Raw genomic sequence first — 18298 nt, forward strand, 5'->3', positions numbered from 1 at the left:
AATTGCCTATGAGAGCGGATACAGCGGAGCTGCTGTTCCCAACTGCTGTCAGGCTGTCCTCTTTCGAGCAGGCGGGGAGCAGAGTATAATGGTGGAATGCAGGTTACGGATGAAGGAGAGAGACAGGTGGCCCCGTTATTGACATTGAATAACGTATCAAAATATAGAAAAAATCCCGAATGGCTTTTTGAAGGGATTACAGCGCAGGTGCAGGCTGGGGAGCGTATTGCGCTGCTAGGCACATCCGGTCAGGGCAAAAGCACGCTGCTGCGCATCGTATCGCTGCTAGGTGAGCTGGATGCGGGAGAGCTTATGCTCCAAGGACGGACAAGCATCGAGTGGAGACCCGAGGAGTGGCGGCGCAGCGTGTGTTACGTGGCACAGACGCCGATTATGCTGCCGGGATCGGTCGAGCACAACTTGCGCGCGGTCAGCGAGCTGCAAGGGAAGCCCTTCGAGGAAGAGCTGGCAAGGCGCTGCATGGAGGGCGTTGGCCTTGGGCATATCGAATGGAGCAAGGAGGCGGAAAGCTTATCCGGCGGCGAGAAGCAGCGTACGGCGCTCGCGCGGGCCTTATTGCTCCGTTCGCCGCTGCTGCTGCTTGATGAGACGACGTCATCGCTTGATCCGAAAAGCAAGCGGCAGGTGGAGCTGTTTCTAAGCGAATGGTGCTCAGAGGAAGGCACGGCGTTCATCTGGATTACCCATGATCTGGAGCAGGCGCGGCAAGTAAGCGAGCGTATCTGGTTAATGGCGGAGGGCAGGCTGCTGGAGCAAAGCGCTACGGAAGCTTTTTTCACCAATCCCGGGTCGGAGCAGGCGCGCAGCTTTTTAGACAGTCAGCATGCGCCAGAGCAGAGGGATGACCAGCATGAATAATATTGCGCTCGCCTGCACGCTAGTATTCGTCGCCATAACGACATTTATCTCGATGAAGCAGAAGCTTGGCTTAGAGAAGGAAATCATTACTGGCACGATCCGCTCCGCTGTACAGCTGCTGTTTATCGGTTTTTTGCTTCATTTTATTTTTGAAGCGAATCATCCGATTTTTATTGTGCTCATTATTATTTCAATGATTACGGTGGCGTCGTGGAATGCCGGCTCCCGCGCATTGCCGGTTAAGGGCATTCGGCTGCGCATTGCGCTGGCATTGGCAGGCACGGAGATGGTAACGCTCGCACTCCTGCTCTCGCTCCGCATTATTGAGGCTGAGCCACGGTTTATTATTCCGGTCAGCGGGATGATTATCGGCAGCTCCATGATTGTATGCGGCCTCTATTTGAACCATATGAAACGCGAGCTTGAAGCGTCGCGGGGCGAGATTGAGACGCTGCTGGCGCTTGGAGCGACGACGAAGCAGGCGATTCGCCAAGCGGTGCGCCGGGCCGTGCGCTCCAGTCTCATTCCGACGCTGGACGGTATGAAGACGGTCGGCCTCGTGCAGCTGCCAGGCATGATGACAGGGATGATCGTCGCCGGGGCAGACCCGATTGAGGCGGTGCGTTATCAAATTTTAATCGTCTTTGCGATGTCGGCTTCATCGTCGCTGACGTCTATTGTGCTCAGCATGTTGACGATGCGGCTGTGGTTCGCTAAAGATAACGGCAGGCTGCTGTAGCAGCTTGGAAGGCGTTCAATTAGAGGAGGGACGATGAAGTGGAAAGACGAGGCATTTTTCAGGGGCAATTGATGCAGGCCGAGCAGTATCCGCGAGTGGTAGCCTATTATTTTAAGGAGTGGAATGGCTTCGAAATGGCTTATCATCAGCATAGCGCAGTGGAAATTATGTATGTGATATCGGGCGATTGTACGGTAGAGCTGCTCAATAAATCCATTCCGATGGAAAAAGGGCATTTCATCGTCATCGACTCGATGGTCGCCCACCGTCTTCACGTCGCTCAGGGCACGGCATGCCGGATGCTCAATGTTGAATTTATTTTTAGCCATACCGGTGTGGGGCTACCTTCCCTTAAGCGGCTGGCGGAGACTGACCGTGCGCTCGCGGAGCTGTTCGCAGTGAAGCATGATTATTTGCTGCTTTACGATCCGAGCAATGTGTATCAAATGCTGAAGGCACTCGTGCTGGAGCTGGACGGCAAGCGGCGCGCGGAGCAGCTTCTCACAGCGCTTCAGCTGACGCAGCTGCTCGTGCAGATCGGCAGGCTGGCACAGGAAACCTCAAGCCAGTCGCATGATGCGGCGGAGTTTTATGTGGGAGAGAGCATCGCCTATATTCAGCAAAATTATGACCGCGACATTCAGGTCAAGGATATTGCGGCGGCTGTAAGGCTGCATCCGGGGTATTTTCACCGCATATTTAAAGCGGGAACGGGCTGCTCGGTTATGGATTATGTGATGCGTTTTCGGATGGAGAAGGGGAGGATGCTGCTGGAGCAGACCGATATTCCGGTCAGCGATATTTGCCATTATGTCGGCGTCAACAGCAGCCAATATTTCAGTACCCTTTTCAAAAAATATACGAATGAGACGCCGCTCGCTTATCGCCGCGCTGTGCGCAAGGAAGTGGAGCGCTGAGATGGCGTACTTATCTAGTCGATCATTCATCTTATATAGTTAGGATTTTATACAAGAAAGCAAAATAGAAGTTACAATTGTGCAAACGCCTCCACGTTGCTGGTGCTACAATTAGCGTATTGTTCACTACTATATTGCAAGCCATTGGAGGCGTTAATCAATGTCATTTAAAGTTGCGTTTATTGGAGCAGGAAGTATTGGTTTTACTAGGGGATTGCTGCGTGATTTGCTGACCGTTCCAGAGTTCAACAACATCAAAGTTGCGTTTCAGGATATTAATCCGCAAAATCTCGATATGGTTACCCAGCTTTGCCAACGGGATATTCATGAAAATGGCCTTGCGATTGAAATCGAGCCTACGACCGATCGCCGGGAAGCATTGAAGGATGCACGTTACATTTTTGTAACGATTCGTGTCGGTGGCCTGGAAGCTTTTCAGACCGATGTCGACATCCCGCTCAAATACGGCATTGACCAATGCGTGGGCGATACCATTTGTGCAGGCGGCATCATGTATGGACAGCGGGGCATTGCCGAAATGATGAATATTTGCAAAGATATTCGCGAGGTGGCGGAGCCGAACTGCTTGCTGATGAACTATGCTAACCCAATGGCGATGCTTACATGGGCATGCAATAAATATGGCGGCGTACGGACGATTGGCCTGTGCCATGGCGTTCAAGGCGGACATGCGCAAATTGCCGAAGTATTGGGCCTGCCGCGTGAAGAAGTAGACATTATTTGTGCAGGAATCAACCATCAGACGTGGTATGTGCAAATTAAACATAATGGCGAGGATATGACAGGCAAGCTGCTGGAGGCATTTGAACAGCATCCGGAATTCAGCAAAACAGAGAAGGTCCGTATCGATATGCTGCGCCGCTTCGGCTATTACAGCACAGAATCAAACGGCCATTTGAGCGAATATGTGCCTTGGTACCGCAAACGTCCGGAGGAAATTCGCGACTGGATCGACCTTGGAACGTGGATTAACGGAGAAACGGGCGGCTACTTGCGCGTATGTACGGAAGGGCGCAACTGGTTTGAGACGGACTTCCCGAACTGGATGAAGGAAGAACCGAAAGCGTACACCAAGGAGCATCGCGGCCAGGAGCATGGCTCGTATATTATCGAGGGGCTGGAGACGGGACGGGTGTACCGAGGCCACTTCAACGTCGTCAACAATGGCGTTATTTCCAATTTGCCGGATGATGCCATTATCGAAGCGCCGGGCTACGCGGATCGCAACGGCATCAGCATGCCGCATGTTGGCGATTTGCCGCTCGGCTGCGCGGCTGTTTGCAATGTCAGCATTTCCGTTCAGCGTCTGGCCGTAGAAGCGGCCATTCAGGGCGATGACAAGCTGCTGCGCCAAGCGATGATGATGGACCCGCTGGTCGGAGCGGTGTGCAATCCAAATGAGATTTGGCAAATGGTCGATGAAATGCTTGTTGCCCAGGAGCCATGGCTTCCGCAATATGGAGAGGCGATTGCTGCCGCAAAAAAACGTCTGGAAAATGGCCTTGCCATTCCGGTACGCAGCTATGAAGGTGCCGCTCGTCTGAAAACAAAATCGGTCGAAGAAATGCAGAGCAACCGCGAGGAAGCGAGCCGCAATGCGGGCGAGTCGGATAAGGCGATCGATCGCCCAGCCGCCGCAGCCACTGAATAGTAAAATATTCCAATATTTTAGCTTGTGTACAGGGAGGAGTGGATTTGTTATGATAAACAATAAATTGTTTGGTTTACAAAATACGAGTTGACTACAGCTGTTTGGACTTGGAGTGATTGGCCGTGGGGAAGCAAAAAAAGATTACGATGCAGGAAATAGCGGATCGGGTAGGCGTATCCAAATATGCGGTATCCAAAGCTTTATCGGGAAAATCGGGCATTAGCGCCGTTACGCGCAGCAAAATATTTGAAATGGCCTCGCAGCTCGGCTACATGAATCAGAAAAGCGCCAAAAAAACGGTAAGCAGCAAGCAGACGGACGAGGAAGAGCATCAAATCGTCGGCATTCTCATTCCGAATATTCGCAGCCAAAATCAGGAATCGGGCTATTGGGGCAAAGTGCTTGACGGCATTTCCAAATGCTTGGAGGCGAAGGGGCTTGGCTCCGTCCTCATTTCCGATGATTCGCCGCGAAATTTCAACCTCGTCATGAAGCCTGAAGGCTTAATGGGCATTATTGGTGTTGGTTTGATCGCCACGCCGATGCTGGTTGAGCTGCGCAACAAGGCGATTCCGTTTATTTTAGTTGACCATGAGGATGAGCTGCTGGAATGCGACAGCATCTTTATGAACAACTATGATATTATTCGCAAGCTGGTCAAGTTTTTGCTCGGCAAAGGCCACACCCGGATTCAATTTATCGGGGAGCTTGGCTATTCCCGCAGCTTTATTGACCGCTGGAGCGGCTTCCGCTCGGTTATGGACGAGAGCCGGCTTGACTATGTGCCAAGCGAGGGCTTGCTTAAAGTAAAACCGACGTTGGATGCGCATAATCTGAATTTGCTGCAAGCCAGTCTCAAAGAGCTGGAGGCGAGCCATTTTCCAACTGCATTCGTATGTGCGAATGACCAAATTGCCCTGCTCGCAATGAACGCATTGCAGCAGCTTGGCAAGCAGGTTCCCGAGCAATGCTCCTTAACGGGCTTTGACAACAATCTTGAAATATTAGGCGAAACGCCAATCATTACGACGGTAAATGCAGAGAAAGAGGCGCTTGGCATTAAGGCCGTTGAACTTCTGCAATGGCGGCTGGAAAATGGGCATATGCCCTATGCGAAAATTTTGCTGCAAAGCGATTTAATTATACGGGAGAGTGTAGGCGATCCTGTAAATAAGTAGAAATGTATTTGTTAGGTTTTTAGTTATAGCTCAGCAAAGCGAAAATAGCTTCAGTAAGACGGTTGGCGGGGAACGATTCTCGCATAACCGTCTTTTTTGTGCAATAGACTGAGTTTTTCTATTTGTTATTGTTGTAAACGCTTTAAGTAAACTTTTATTATTTATTGTAAACATAACAATAACAAAAATTTAGGTTGACAATGTTTACGCTTTCATACTACTATTGGTTTACGATATACAGGGTTCAACAAAGTTCGACCATTTATCCCGCGCTGAAAAGAGGTCTTGCCATGCTTAATAAAAAACAAAGCCGCTGGAAAATTACGGGGCACGATATTGCTGGCTACGTATTTATCTCCCCTTGGCTGATCGGCTTTCTGCTGCTGACGCTGTGGCCGATTTTACAATCGTTCTACTTGTCTTTCACCGATTATTCGCTGCTGGATTCACCAACGTGGACCGGAACGGATAATTACGAGAGCATCTTTACGAAAGATCGGCTGTTTGTAAAATCGCTAACGGTCACCTTTACCTTCGTTTTGCTTGCCGTTCCGATTAAACTGTTTTTCTCGCTAATGGTTGCGCTTTTACTTAACAAGAAGGTAAGAGGCCTCAACTGGTACCGGACGGCGATTTATTTTCCATCGCTAATCGGCGGCAGCATCGCGGTATCTGCATTGTGGAGAAACATGTTCGGCCTAGATGGCTACGTCAATCATGTGCTTAGCTGGTTCGGCATTGAAGGAATTGGCTGGATATCTAATCCAGATACGGCACTAGGTACATTGATCTTGCTGAACGCTTGGCAATTTGGATCAACGATGGTTATTTTTCTAGCCGGCCTTAAGCAAATTCCGAAAGACCTTTATGAATCGGCTTCCGTCGATGGAGCGAGCAAGCTTCGCCAGTTTTTCAAAATTACGATTCCGATGCTCTCGCCTGTTATGTTCTTCAACCTCGTGCTGGGCATTATCAATGCCTTCCAAATGTTTACCTCGGCATTCGTCATAACACAGGGCGGCCCGGCGAACGGGACCTATATGTACGTGCTGTTCCTATACGAGAAGGCATTCAAGCAGTATGAGATGGGTTATGCATCAGCACTTGCCTGGATATTGCTCGTCATTATCGCGGCCTTTACGGCAATTAACTTCCTAGTATCGAAATATTGGGTATTTTACGAATCGGATGGGGGGAAATCCAAATGAGATCAGAAAAGCTAGCTGCATTTCGCAGCCATTTGATTTTGCTCCCGTTCTCGCTGCTTATGCTTTATCCGGTGATTTGGTGGGTCGGGGCATCTTTCAAAAGCACGGCTGAGCTTGGGGAGCCGTCGCTATGGCCAACCGTTTTCATGTGGGAAAACTATACGAATGGCTGGAATTTCTCGCCACAGTTCACCTTTGCCACTTTCTTCGCCAACACCTTAATGATGGAAGTGTGGAATGTCATAGGCGGCGTTGCTACAGCTGCGCTCGTTGGCTACGGTTTTGGACGTTTGAACTTCAAGCTTCGCAACTTCTGGTTTTCGATATTGCTGCTCACGATGATGCTGCCGGCTCAGGTAACCGTCGTGCCGCAATATATATTGTTCAACAAGCTAGGGTTCACTGACAGTTACGTTCCGCTTGTCCTCCCGCATTTCTTCGGCGGCGGCGCCTTCTTCGTCTTCCTGGTCGTCCAGTTCGTGCGGGGCATTCCGCGTGAGCTTGATGAAGCGGCGCAAATTGATGGCGCATCGGTATACGGCATTTTCTTTCGCATCATCGCTCCGCTTATTAAGCCGGCGCTCGTCACCGTAGGGATTTTCACCTTCCTGTGGAGCTGGGATGACTTCTTCTCGCAGCTGCTTTACCTCAGCTCAGTCGAGAAATTTACGGTTGGCCTCGCGCTGCGGATGTTCATTGACCAATTCGAGGTCCAGTGGGGGCAATTGCTTGCGATGTCTCTATTGTCTGTCGTCCCGTCAGCGATTTTGTTCTTCGTCGCCCAAAAGCATTTCGTAGAGGGTATCGCGACTACGGGCATCAAAGGGTAAAGCGTCAAAAGGGTTTTAACTAGCGGCATCACTATATTTATATAAAAGAGGGAGTGTTCTACGTATGAAAACACAAAGAAAATGGTTGAAATGGCTTCCCGTTACTCTGATTTCGGTTCCCCTCGTTCTTTCCGGCTGTGGCTCTAACAGCGGCGGCAGCTCAGCTACAGCAAGCACTGCACCAGCGGCTTCGTCTGCTGGAAATGCGGATGCTGCGGCAAAGCTGAAGGTGATGTGGTGGGGCTCGCAGGCAAGGCATGATGCCACGCTTAAGGATTTGGAGCTGTATACGTCCAAGAACCCGAACGTGACGTTTGCGCCTGAGTATACAGCTTGGGACGGTTATTGGGAAAAGCTGCCGACGCTCGCGGCATCGAACACGCTGCCAGACGTGCTGCAAATGGATGCGGCTTACATTCAAGGCTATGCGAAACGCGGCCTGCTAGCTGATCTGTCCGATATCGATTTGACAGGTGTCGTTGATCCGCAGGTATTGGAAAATATTAAAATTGGCGGCAAGGTGTACGGCATTCCTCTCAGCTATAACGGACAAGGCATCGTCTACAATAAAGAGGCGCTGGAAGCGGCGGGTGTCAAGCTTCCGACGAACAATTGGTCATGGGACGACTTCTTCGCCTATGCGAAAGAAGCGCATGAGAAGCTGCCGAAGGGCCAATACGGCATTGACGACATGACGAACATTTGGGAATTTTATCAATATTACCAAACCTCCCAAGGCAAAGGGCCGATCTTCAAAGATGGTACAACGTTTAATCTCGATAAAGATACTTGGATGAAGTTCCAGCAAATTTATGCGGACTTCCGCAAAGATGGCATCGTGCCTGCGGCGGACCAGCAGCTTTCCTTTAAGGAAAATGATCCGCAGCTCGATTCGATGGCTTCAGGCAAAGTTATGCTGAGAACCGCATCTGTCGGCTCGGCAAGTGTCATTGAATCATTGCTCCCTGGCAAGCTTGGGGTGAACAGCATTCCGATCGGCGAAGCTGGAGGCGGCTGGGCGCAATCGACGATTTTCTTGTCTGTGAGCGAAGGCTCGGCTAGCAAGGAGCAGGCGAAAGCGTTCATTAAGTGGTTCGTGGCCGACAAAGAATCCGGCAAGACACTCGGCTTGACACGCGGTATTCCAATCAACGAAGAGGTGTTCAAAGAGCTCGAGCCGACGCTTGCGTCCGGAGACTTGTTTGCTAAAGAGCTGCTTGAAGCGGCAAAACCGAAAGCATTGCCTTTCTATCCAGCTCCTGCAGGTGCGGAGGACTTCGTAAAAACCTACAAATCCGAAATGGAAGCGGTTATGTTTGGCCAAGCAACATTGGAAGAGGCTTATCAAACGCTGCTCGATAAAGGGAAAGATGCAGAAGCGAAGCTGAACAAGTAAGTATAGCTTCACGAAAATATTAAAAAGTGCGGCGAAAAAGTCATAGCGCGGAGAAGGCCCGGCTGAAAAATCGCAAGCGATTGGAGGCGGGTCTTCTTCGCGCTTAACGTATTCTTTTTCAACACACATATAGAGATAAATTGGAGGAGGAGAGCCATATGAAAATAACGGAGTGGCGATTGCAGCATTTTGAAGTAGGGGAGAAGCCTCCTCTTCAGGTGGCGGCACCTGGACTTGACGACCGTTTTTGGATGACGGCGAAGGTTCCCGGAGATGTGCATTCCACACTGATTGATCGGCGGATTATTGAGCATCCCTATTTTGGGCATAACGACATCAAATGCCGCTGGATCGAGCAGAAGGAGTGGTGGTATCGTGCGCAGTTCGACTATGAGGTCCATGAGGGCCAAGGGGAGCGGCATGAGCTGATTTTTGAAGGCTTGGATACCTTTGCAACGATATTCGTCAATGGACTGGAAATAGGGACAGCGGAAAATATGCACCGCATTTATGCTTTTGATGTGACGAAGGTTGTGCGCCCGGGCAAAAACGCCATTGCCGTCCGTTTTGACCCGCTGCATCTGCATCATCAGGATAAGGAGCAGTTCCAGTGGTCCTCCTATACGAAGGAACGTCCATGGCTGCGCAAAGCGGCGATGAACTTCGGCTGGGACTGGGGGCCAAGAATGGTCACTGTCGGTATTTGGGGCAGCGTTCGTCTGGAGCGCAGGCGCGCAGCTAAGCTGGGCAGCGTATTCGTTCAAACGTTATCGGCTGGCAAGGAAGAAGCGGTTCTGAAGGTAGCAGTCGATACGGTTGCCTATCACAAGCAGGCGCAGCTGACTGCTGAAATCAGGCTGTTTACGAGAGAGGGAGAGATTGCGGCATCCGCAGCGCTTTCCGTAAAAGGAGGAAGCGAGACAGCGGCAGAGCTGGCAGTAAAGCAGCCGCAGCTGTGGTGGTCGCATGATCTTGGCGAGCCGTATTTGTATGAACTTGAGGTGCAGCTGCATGCGGACGGTGAGCAGGTTGACAGCTATCGCAAGCCCTGCGGCATTCGGACGATTGAGCTGCAGTTGGAGGATGAAGCTGGAAAGCCTGCTTTTGCCTTCCTGCTGAACGGCGTCAAGCTGTTCGCCAAAGGCTCCAACTGGATTCCGGCAGACAGCTTTATTGGAGCGGTGAAGGACAAGCGCTACACCGATCTAATCGAGCTGGCTGTCAATTCCAATATGAATATGCTGCGCATTTGGGCTGGCGGCATCTATGAGAAGGATATTTTTTACGAAGAATGCGACCGTCTTGGTGTGCTCGTCTGGCAGGATTTTGCCTTTGCGAACGCGCTATTTCCAGATTTCAACCGTAATTTCATGGAAAATGTGAAGCAGGAAGCAATCGATAATGTAAAGCGTCTGCGCAATCATCCGTCGCTTGCTTTATGGTGCGGCAACAACGAAATTGACTGGCTGTATGACATGAAGTCGGCTGGCGGGGATATTACTTGTCCCTTCTATGGCGAGAGCATTTACCATGAGCTGCTGCCGGAAGTGCTGGAGCAGTATGACAGCAGCAGGCCGTATTGGCCGTCGTCGCCTTATGGCGGCAATGATGCCAACGATCCTGATGTCGGTGACCGCCACAATTGGCAAGTATGGCATGGTTCGGTGTACCCGCGAAAATTCGGCGAGGCGCCGCTGCTTGATTACAGCATTGAAGGCGTCACGTTCAAAAATTATAAAAAAGATTTCACCCTGTTCAGCAGCGAGTTTGGCATGCACGCATCTGCTAACCGCTATACGCTGGAGCGCTATATCCCGGAAGGCGAATTTTATTGGGGCAGCGTAGAGATGGCTCATCGCAACAAGGATACGAACCATCAGAAGGGCATTTTGCTCATGGAAGGCTATACGGGCATTCCGCAAAATATTGAAGAATATATGAACTTCTCCATGCTCACGCAGGCGGAAGGCTTAAAATATGGCATTGAGCATTACAGGCGCAATAAGCACCGCACGAGCGGATCGCTTGTCTGGCAGCATAATGACAGCTGGCCGGGTACGAGCTGGTCGCTGATTGACTATGAGCTGCTGCCGAAGGCTTCTTTTTATTATGCGAAAAAGTTCTATCATCCGCTCCTTCTGTCGCTCGATTATGAGCCAGGACAGCCGCTTCGCGTATGGGCGGTCAATGACCGGCTGGAAGCGTATGAGGGCAAGGTGCTGTTCCAGTGTTATGCGCTTGATGGCAGCTTGAGGTATGAGCAGAGCTTTGACGTCAGCCTGCCGCCGAACAAGGCGGTTCAAATTGGCGAGCTGACGGAGCTTGAAGTGCTAAACGGTGCTATGCCGGAGCGGGTTATCGTGAAGCTGTCTGCCCCGCAGTGGGACGCGCCGGACAATTATTATTATTTGCGCGACCATCTGGAGCTGAGCTTGCCGCAGAGCACCCTTGCTGCAACGTTTAATAAGCAGGAGCAGACGGTTACAGTAGCCGCTTCGGGCGGAGCAGCGCGACTTGTGAAACTCGATGTGAAGCAGGGCAACGTTCGCTTCAGCGATAATTATTTTGACCTGCTGCCGGGTGAAGCGGTCACGGTCGCCATGCAGCAGGCAGACGGACAGCCGCTGCAATACGAGACTCTGGAAGTGTCAGCTCTCAACGCTGACAAGGCTGAATTACATTTTATTTAAACTTATATAACGATAGTGGAGGACACGATGAACGAAGCGAACAGCGTTTTATCCGATTGGAGCTTTAGAGCTTGTGGCGAGAAGGAGTGGCTGCCCGCGATTGTGCCGGGAAACGTGCACATGGATCTTCTGCGGCAGGAGAAAGTAGCCCCCCCTTTTTACGGTACGAATGAGCATGGGCTGCAGTGGATCGATAAGCAGGATTGGGAGTACGAGACCACGTTCGGGGTAACGCCGGAAATGCTGGCACAATCGCATCTGGAGTTGGTATTCACTGGACTTGATACGTATGCTGATGTGTACGTCAACGGCAAGCATATGCTGTCGGCAGATAATATGTTCCGCATCTGGAAAATGAATGTGAAGCCGGTTTTGCAGCCGGAAGGCAATGTGATTACAGTCAAGTTTCGTTCGCCTGTTAACGAGGATTTGCCGAAGCTTGAGAAGCTGGGCTATCCGCTTCCGGCGGCGAATGACCAGTCAGAGCTTGGTGGACTTGGCGACAAGAAAATCAGTGTTTTTGCCCGCAAAGCTCCGTATCATTATGGCTGGGACTGGGGCCCGCGATTTGTGACGAGCGGCATATGGAAGGAAGTGAGGCTCGTTGCCTGGTCAGAGGTGCGACTGACAGATCTGTATATCGAGCAGCAGGAAATCACCGCAGCCCATGCGAGCCTAAGGATTGCAGCAGAAGTGGAATGCGAGCAAGCTTGGCAAGGGGTGCTGCGGGTAAATGCCGACGGCAGGGTCTGGGAGCAGCAGGTTCAGCTGGCGGCGGGCTTGCAGACGGTGGAGCTGGCGGCATCTATTGCGCAGCCGCGGCTTTGGTGGTGCCGAGGCCTCGGCAAGCCGGAGCTGTATCATTTTGAAGCGCAGCTTATGCAAACAAAGGATGGGGTCGAGCAGCCCGTAAGCAGCCGCAGTGTAACGACGGGTTTGCGGGCAGTGAGGCTGGTAACCGATCAGGACGAGCAGGGACATGCCTTTTATATCGAGCTGAATGGGGTTCCGGTGTTCGCGAAAGGAGCCAATCATATTCCGAATGACAGCTTCCTGCCTGACGTGACCTATGAGCGTTACCGTCATGAAATTGCGAGTGCTGCGTTATCCAATATGAATATGCTCCGGGTGTGGGGCGGCGGCATTTATGAGGCGGATGCCTTCTATGAGCTGTGCGATGAGTACGGATTGCTCGTTTGGCAGGACTTCATGTTCGCTTGCAGCATGTATCCCGGAGATGAGGCTTTTCTGGAAAATGTGCGTCTGGAGGCGGAGGAAAACGTTCGGCGTCTGCGCAATCACCCATGTATCGCCATATGGTGCGGCAACAATGAAATCGATACGGCCTGGTCGCATTATGATGAAAATATGGGCTGGGGCTGGAAGCGCGACTATACGCCTGAGCAGCGCGAGCAGCTGTGGGCTGATTATGAGGCGATTTTCCACCGGATATTGCCGCAGGCGGTCGCGGGGCTTGGCAATGGTATTGCGTATTGGCCTTCTTCACCGATGCGGGGGCTGACGGGAGACGGTGAGCAGCATGCTTTCAACTTGTCGAAGAGCGGCGATATTCACTATTGGGGCGTCTGGCATAACGTAGAGCCTTTTGAAAAATACAACGTCCACGTCGGCCGATTCATGAGCGAATACGGCTTCCAATCGTTTCCTGAGCTGCAAACGGTGCAGCAGTATGCGGAAGAAGCGGACATGGCCATTGAATCGGAGGTAATGCTGGCGCATCAGAAAAACGCGCGCGGCAACCAGTTGATCAAGGAATATATGGATATGTATTTGCGCCAGCCGAAGGATTTCCCGGCATTTCTTTATTTGAGCCAGGTTTTGCAGGCGGAAGCGATGAAGACAGCGATTGAAGCCCATCGGCGGAAAAAGCCATTTTGCATGGGGTCCCTGTATTGGCAAATGAACGATTGCTGGCCTGTCGCCTCATGGGCGGGAATGGACTATTACGGGCGCTGGAAGGCGCTGCAATATTATGCGGCACGCAGCTTCCGCGACATCATGCTGTCGTTTGACTGCGCGAGCAGCGGCCGCGTCGATTGTTATGTATTGTCAGATCAAAATGAACCTTTCATCGGCGAGCTTGCGCTTGAGCTGCGTTCATTCACGGGCGAGGTGCTGAAGCAGTTTGCCGTTCCGGTATCGCTTCAGCCAAACAACGGCCATATCGCCTGCTCCTTAGAGCTGGAAGCGCTGCTTTCCGAAGGCATTCAGCCAGGTGAAGTCGTTCTTGTGGCGAAGCTAAAGCAGGGTGGACTGCTCGTGGAGGAAAAGGAGCATTATTTCAGGCCGATGAATGAGCTTGAGCTTGCGGCTCCGGCCATAAAGATCAGCGAGGTTCAAGGCAGCGGCGGCACCGCTTATGTGCTGGAGACGGATACGCTGGCCAAGCAGGTTCGACTTTCTGCGTCGATCGAAGGTGTTTTCAGCGACAACTATTTCGATCTGCTGCCGAACGAACCGCGTACGATTACGTTTTACGCGCGAAATCCGCAAGGAGATCAGGCTTTCAGCGCTGCGTCGCCGGGCGAGCTGAATGTCCATTCGATGACCGATTTTATTTAAAATATAGGAAAGTATATGATTTTCCCATCCTTTCTCTATATTTCTCGGACTGAAACGCGCCGCGCCGCCAGAGGACGGCGAAAGCCGTTTCACTTTGAAAGGACAAGCAGCCGATAGAAAAAAAGGAACCTTTCCTGCCAGCTGAAACATGGCGGGGAAGGTTCCTTTGCATTATGGTGACCCAAAATAGGCTAAAAAATTGAAAGGTAGAATAAGGAGCGGCTAAGTAAAATAGGTTCCTCAGAAGCGTTGTCGTCCGGTTCAATGTCTGCGGTCCAGCTTTTGAGATGATGAATCGCATGATCGAATAGGTTGTACACACTGTGATGATCGGCTTGCTCGCTCCGAAGCGATCGTCCTGTAATAGACAAGGTGCCGATAAAGCTGCTCAGCGCGCTGCACCACAGGCCCCAATCGTTAGGGCGCTCCATCTCGTCGACAAATGTTTCGCCAAAGCCAATGCCTTTGTCCGTCGTTACCCGCAAGCAGGCACGGTTTCCGGCGGCGTCTACATTGAGTGCTGGAATGACAAACAGCTCAATGCGTTTGACCGTAAGCTTCATTGCGTGCTTCGCCTTAGGCGGAGCGTCCGGCGCATGAAGGACAATCATATTCATCTCTCCTCACGTTCGCTTACGGAGTTAGCTGTCGGATTCGGGCCAGTGAGCTGCCCTACCAGTGCGCGATGCACCGGATTCACCCCTTGCGATTCAAGCTTTCGCTTCAACCACGTTGTTGGTTCCCCCGCTTTTTCAATTGAAAAATTAAGCGATTTAATATTAGAGTGCTAGAATTCGGCTAGGGATATATATTAAACCGTTATTCCTCAATTGTAAACCTTTTAGTAGTAAATAAAATAAATAGTACTGCTGCCTTATAGGCAAACGGGCGCTGCCGTCATTTGGTGGCAGCGCCCGTTTGCCATAGAAATAGCTGCGGATTTATCAGAAAACACCTATTTGTAGACTGACCGCTCATGTATACGTTGTTGTGAGCTAGTGCATTGGGAAAATCCAGCCAACCCATAGAGCAAGAAGAGTGAGGGTAAACAGCAGCACAGGCGGAATGATGACAAGCGTTACTTTGACATAATCCATCCAACTGATTTTTACTTTGGATTTCTGCACAAGATTCATCCAAATGAGTGAGGCTAGCGTGCCTATCGGTAAAATGAGTGAGCCAATATCGCTCCCAATGACGCTGGCGAGGTAGGCGATTTTGAGGGTAAGCGGGTCGAGGTTCATTTCAGTAAGCGTGATCGTGCCGATCATGAGTGCGGGATGATTGTTGACGAGTGTAGACATGGCGGAGACGAGCCCTCCGATTAAAATGCTTGCATTCATCAGGCTGCCAGTAACGAGCGGCTCGAACACCTGAACGAGTCCTTGCGTCAGGCCAATGTTGTGCAGGCCATAAATAATGATATACATGGCGAAGGCGAATATGAGTATATGCCAGGGGATTTTACGCAAAATGTCGTTCGGTGGCATTTTCAGGTAAATCCAGCGCCAACAAAGGAGCAGCAAGGAGCCGAAAACAGCGACCCACTCAACGGGGATGTGCAAATAGGATGCAGCAAATAAGCTGAGCCGAACGGAGAAGACGAAAAGCAGAATCGATTTCATAAAGCGGCTGCTGTATTTGGGCTGTGCAGGCTTGCTTCCGGCAGGAGTGAGTAAAGGATGGTAGCCAGAGTGAATAGGGACGATTGAAATCGTATGGGGTACTTCCCGGGGAAGCTGATGGTAAAAGTAGAGGAACAGCAGCAAGGTGAGCAGCAGCAGACCTAGTGTAGCGGGGATAAACATCATGACGGTATGCATGTACAAATCCATGCCGACGATTTTCAGCGCAATCAGATTTACAATATTGCTGACTCCGATGGGAGCGCTGGAGGCGGTAGCGATTAATGCTCCTGAGAGTAGGTATGGAATTTTTTGGTGGTTTTTCAGTCCCATGTGATGCAGCATAATGAGCAAAATCGGGGTTGTGATAAGAATGCTGCCGTCATTGTTGAAAAATAGCGTCATCAGAAAACACATCAGGTTTACATACCAGAACAACCTGAGTCCTGAGCCTCGTGCTCGAATAGCAAGCCCTTCGGCTGCCCAGATGAAAAAGCCGAAGCTTTCTAGCACGATAGCCATGACGATCGTTGCCATAATAGTGATGGCAGCTCCGCTTACAGTGGCGCTAATATGCGCTAGGTCCGACAACGAGACGACTCCGCTCAATAGGACGAGAATGGCGCCAAACGTAGCAGGAATGGCTTCATTCAGCCCTCTGGGTCGCCACAAAATGAGCAAAATAGTGAAAAGGAAAGCAAACAGGGACACGATAATGGAAGGTAGCGAGATCAAATGTTAATCACCTCGAATTCTTGATTAAATTCATAGTGAAGCAGCAAAGGGTTATTCATTTGCGGCAGCGGCAGTATGCTGAGCGGTTTCTATGCTAATGCTGTCATAGCGATTATCTGTTGCCGTAGAGGATAGTGTTAGAATAGTAGGCTGTTTAATCGGTGGAGGAGGCTTAAGAATGAAATAGAGGGACAGGCCTGATGAGCAAATAATGAAGACAGTAAGCAATCGGGTTTCCTCCTTTCTAGTGATAACGCATATGAGGACAATTATCATGGGGAGATACGAATAATATATTTATATGTGGCCTACTGATAGAGGGTACTAGACGTTAATAGTAGATTGCTATAATTCCGCGAAGCGTCCCCCACTCCGAAAACACAAAACAACCCCGGCCCGATGGAGGGCCGAGGCTGCTTCGTTAACCTTTTACTTGGATATGGACATAGGCGCTACCCAATTGGATGACCATTGCTGCAATTCGCGAATGACCGGCTCCAGTGCGTGTCCCTTTTCAGTGAGCGAATATTCAATGCGAACTGGAATGTCTGGAAAGACGGCGCGGCTTACAATGCCCTCAACTTCAAGATCCTTAAGCCGCTCAGACAGCAGTCTGCCGCTAATGGGAAGGGCGCCTTGAATGCAGCTGAAGCGCTGCGGCCCGGACAGCAACTGATAAATGATCAAGCCGGTCCATCGTTTGCTTATAATGTCCATCCCTTTGTGCAGGCGCGGACAAAGCCCGGATTTCTCCATGTAGATCACCTCATTATAACTTGCTATTAAGTATAGCTTTAATAGTATTTATATACAAGCAAACTTTTTGAACGCTCATAACTTGACGTAATGGAATTTCGAATATATAATTAGTTACTAATGGTAAGCGAAAATTTGTTCCCCTATGATTGTTAATAAGGCAAGGTGCATGTATAGCAGATGAAGCTTAGCCTTTCAACCTATTATATCAAAAACAGATGAAGAAGGTGCACACTAATGATTAAACCATCCATTCGTTCTATTATAAATGACAAAATAAAAACAATTGAAGGCGATTCATACGATATCCACGTTGTCGGACCGATTCAGCTCCCGGTTGAGCTTGATGGCGAGACGAAGATTTTCCAGTGGTACAGCTGGCTGAAGCGTGAGAAAAATAGCGCGCAGGACGAAGCAGATCTATACAGCGAGCTGGCAAATGGGCATTATGCGGAGCTTCAGCAATCCAGCGTGCTCGTCTATGGCGATTTTGCCGAAGGCGAAGATGCGCTGATTCGCATGCACAGCATTTGCCATACGGGCGATATTTTTGGCAGCCAACGCTGTGATTGCGGCTTTCAGCTTAAGCAGTCGATGCGAATGATTACCGAGCATGGAACGGGTGCCTTATTTTATTTGGCCAATCATGAAGGCCGTGGCATTGGCTTGTTCAGCAAGGCAATGGCTTACCTGCTTCAAGAAGAAGGACTGGATACGGTTGATGCGAACTTGGAGCTGGGCTTTGCCGAGGACGCTCGCGATTACAGCGAATCCATTGCAGTCTTGAAGCTGCTTCGCTCGCAGCCCGTATCGATTATTACGAACAACCCGCGCAAAGTGGAGGCGCTTCGTGATGCTGGCATGCACATTGCCCGCCGTGTTCCGCTTTGGGGCCAAACCTCGGTCTACAATGAGAAGTATTTGACAACAAAGGTTGTGAAGTCAGGGCATTATTCGGCCGAAGCCCAGCATGAGGATAATCAGGTCAAAGCGCTGTAAGATCAGGAGATATTTTGAAGATAAGTTAAGGATACGGATGTGTTTTAAAAAAAGTTTGCGCGGAGGCCTGCTTCCGCGCTTTTTTGCCGTA

The 18298-nt window shown here is 50.6% G+C and carries 14 protein-coding genes and 1 riboswitch; of the genes, 11 read left to right on the top strand and 3 right to left on the bottom strand.

From position 1 onward, the window contains the following. Nucleotides 1-138 precede the first annotated feature (138 nt). From AC50Y5_RS00765 to AC50Y5_RS00810, 10 genes are all read left to right on the top strand, one after another. Nucleotides 139-879, top strand: coding sequence for an ABC transporter ATP-binding protein (locus AC50Y5_RS00765; RefSeq protein ID WP_494857797.1), 741 nt, complete (start codon nucleotides 139-141; stop codon nucleotides 877-879). Further along, a complete protein-coding gene (locus AC50Y5_RS00770) occupies nucleotides 872-1618 on the top strand; it encodes an ABC transporter permease (protein ID WP_494857799.1) in 747 nt (248 codons plus the stop codon). Before AC50Y5_RS00765 ends, AC50Y5_RS00770 begins: the two co-directional genes overlap by 8 nt. Nucleotides 1619-1656: 38 nt before the next feature. Continuing rightward, complete coding sequence (locus AC50Y5_RS00775; protein WP_056043427.1) at nucleotides 1657-2535, top strand: AraC family transcriptional regulator; 879 nt, start codon at nucleotides 1657-1659, stop codon at nucleotides 2533-2535. 160 nt (nucleotides 2536-2695) lie between these two features. After that, on the top strand, nucleotides 2696-4207 hold the full coding sequence (locus AC50Y5_RS00780; protein ID WP_494857801.1) for an alpha-glucosidase/alpha-galactosidase: 1512 nt from the start codon (nucleotides 2696-2698) through the stop codon (nucleotides 4205-4207). Nucleotides 4208-4329: 122 nt separating this feature from the next. Then, the gene (locus AC50Y5_RS00785) at nucleotides 4330-5385 is read left to right on the top strand and encodes a substrate-binding domain-containing protein (protein ID WP_081419170.1); all 1056 of its coding nucleotides are present in this window, start codon (nucleotides 4330-4332) and stop codon (nucleotides 5383-5385) included. Between the two features lie 290 nt (nucleotides 5386-5675). Beyond that, nucleotides 5676-6593, top strand: coding sequence for a carbohydrate ABC transporter permease (locus AC50Y5_RS00790; RefSeq protein WP_056043430.1), 918 nt, complete (start codon nucleotides 5676-5678; stop codon nucleotides 6591-6593). Then, entirely contained in the window at nucleotides 6590-7423 is an 834-nt protein-coding gene (locus AC50Y5_RS00795) for a carbohydrate ABC transporter permease (RefSeq protein ID WP_056043433.1), read from the top strand. Before AC50Y5_RS00790 ends, AC50Y5_RS00795 begins: the two co-directional genes overlap by 4 nt. A gap of 64 nt (nucleotides 7424-7487) precedes the next feature. Next, nucleotides 7488-8819 carry an ABC transporter substrate-binding protein gene (locus AC50Y5_RS00800; protein ID WP_056043437.1) on the top strand — a complete coding sequence of 444 codons (1332 nt, stop codon included), beginning with the start codon at nucleotides 7488-7490 and terminating at the stop codon, nucleotides 8817-8819. 158 nt (nucleotides 8820-8977) lie between these two features. Then, nucleotides 8978-11509 carry a beta-mannosidase gene (locus tag AC50Y5_RS00805; protein WP_494857805.1) on the top strand — a complete coding sequence of 844 codons (2532 nt, stop codon included), beginning with the start codon at nucleotides 8978-8980 and terminating at the stop codon, nucleotides 11507-11509. A gap of 27 nt (nucleotides 11510-11536) precedes the next feature. After that, nucleotides 11537-14092: a beta-mannosidase gene (locus AC50Y5_RS00810; RefSeq protein ID WP_494857807.1), complete on the top strand. Its 2556-nt coding sequence runs from the start codon at nucleotides 11537-11539 to the stop codon at nucleotides 14090-14092. Between the two features lie 191 nt (nucleotides 14093-14283). Here AC50Y5_RS00810 and AC50Y5_RS00815 read toward each other — a convergent pair whose 3' ends face one another. The 3 genes from AC50Y5_RS00815 to AC50Y5_RS00825 all read right to left on the bottom strand — a co-directional run bounded on the left by AC50Y5_RS00815 (nucleotide 14284) and on the right by AC50Y5_RS00825 (nucleotide 17208). Further along, complete coding sequence (locus AC50Y5_RS00815) at nucleotides 14284-14703, bottom strand: hypothetical protein (protein ID WP_494857809.1); 420 nt, start codon at nucleotides 14701-14703, stop codon at nucleotides 14284-14286. 4 nt (nucleotides 14704-14707) lie between these two features. Continuing rightward, nucleotides 14708-14873: riboswitch (cyclic di-AMP (ydaO/yuaA leader) on the bottom strand. A 214-nt stretch (nucleotides 14874-15087) separates the two neighbouring features. Then, nucleotides 15088-16452 carry an arsenic transporter gene (locus AC50Y5_RS00820; protein WP_056034327.1) on the bottom strand — a complete coding sequence of 455 codons (1365 nt, stop codon included), beginning with the start codon at nucleotides 16450-16452 and terminating at the stop codon, nucleotides 15088-15090. A 429-nt stretch (nucleotides 16453-16881) separates the two neighbouring features. Continuing rightward, nucleotides 16882-17208, bottom strand: coding sequence for a winged helix-turn-helix transcriptional regulator (locus tag AC50Y5_RS00825; RefSeq protein ID WP_494857811.1), 327 nt, complete (start codon nucleotides 17206-17208; stop codon nucleotides 16882-16884). 237 nt (nucleotides 17209-17445) lie between these two features. On the opposite strand from AC50Y5_RS00825, the gene AC50Y5_RS00830 reads away from it, so the two are divergent. Then, nucleotides 17446-18207, top strand: coding sequence for a GTP cyclohydrolase II (locus tag AC50Y5_RS00830; RefSeq protein ID WP_056034333.1), 762 nt, complete (start codon nucleotides 17446-17448; stop codon nucleotides 18205-18207). Nucleotides 18208-18298: the final 91 nt, after the last annotated feature.

Source organism: Paenibacillus sp. JT22N7 (genome assembly GCF_059383875.1).

What these genes read in the sequence shown, in the direction of transcription:
- AC50Y5_RS00770 (WP_494857799.1), top strand. Translation starts at nt 872, where the DNA reads ATGAATAATATTGCGCTCGCCTGCACGCTAGTATTCGTCGCCATAACG.
- AC50Y5_RS00780 (WP_494857801.1), top strand. Translation starts at nt 2,696, where the DNA reads ATGTCATTTAAAGTTGCGTTTATTGGAGCAGGAAGTATTGGTTTTACT.
- AC50Y5_RS00790 (WP_056043430.1), top strand. Translation starts at nt 5,676, where the DNA reads ATGCTTAATAAAAAACAAAGCCGCTGGAAAATTACGGGGCACGATATT.
- AC50Y5_RS00795 (WP_056043433.1), top strand. Translation starts at nt 6,590, where the DNA reads ATGAGATCAGAAAAGCTAGCTGCATTTCGCAGCCATTTGATTTTGCTC.
- AC50Y5_RS00800 (WP_056043437.1), top strand. Translation starts at nt 7,488, where the DNA reads ATGAAAACACAAAGAAAATGGTTGAAATGGCTTCCCGTTACTCTGATT.
- AC50Y5_RS00805 (WP_494857805.1), top strand. Translation starts at nt 8,978, where the DNA reads ATGAAAATAACGGAGTGGCGATTGCAGCATTTTGAAGTAGGGGAGAAG.
- AC50Y5_RS00810 (WP_494857807.1), top strand. Translation starts at nt 11,537, where the DNA reads ATGAACGAAGCGAACAGCGTTTTATCCGATTGGAGCTTTAGAGCTTGT.
- AC50Y5_RS00815 (WP_494857809.1), bottom strand. Translation starts at nt 14,703, where the DNA reads ATGATTGTCCTTCATGCGCCGGACGCTCCGCCTAAGGCGAAGCACGCA.
- AC50Y5_RS00825 (WP_494857811.1), bottom strand. Translation starts at nt 17,208, where the DNA reads ATGGAGAAATCCGGGCTTTGTCCGCGCCTGCACAAAGGGATGGACATT.
- AC50Y5_RS00830 (WP_056034333.1), top strand. Translation starts at nt 17,446, where the DNA reads ATGATTAAACCATCCATTCGTTCTATTATAAATGACAAAATAAAAACA.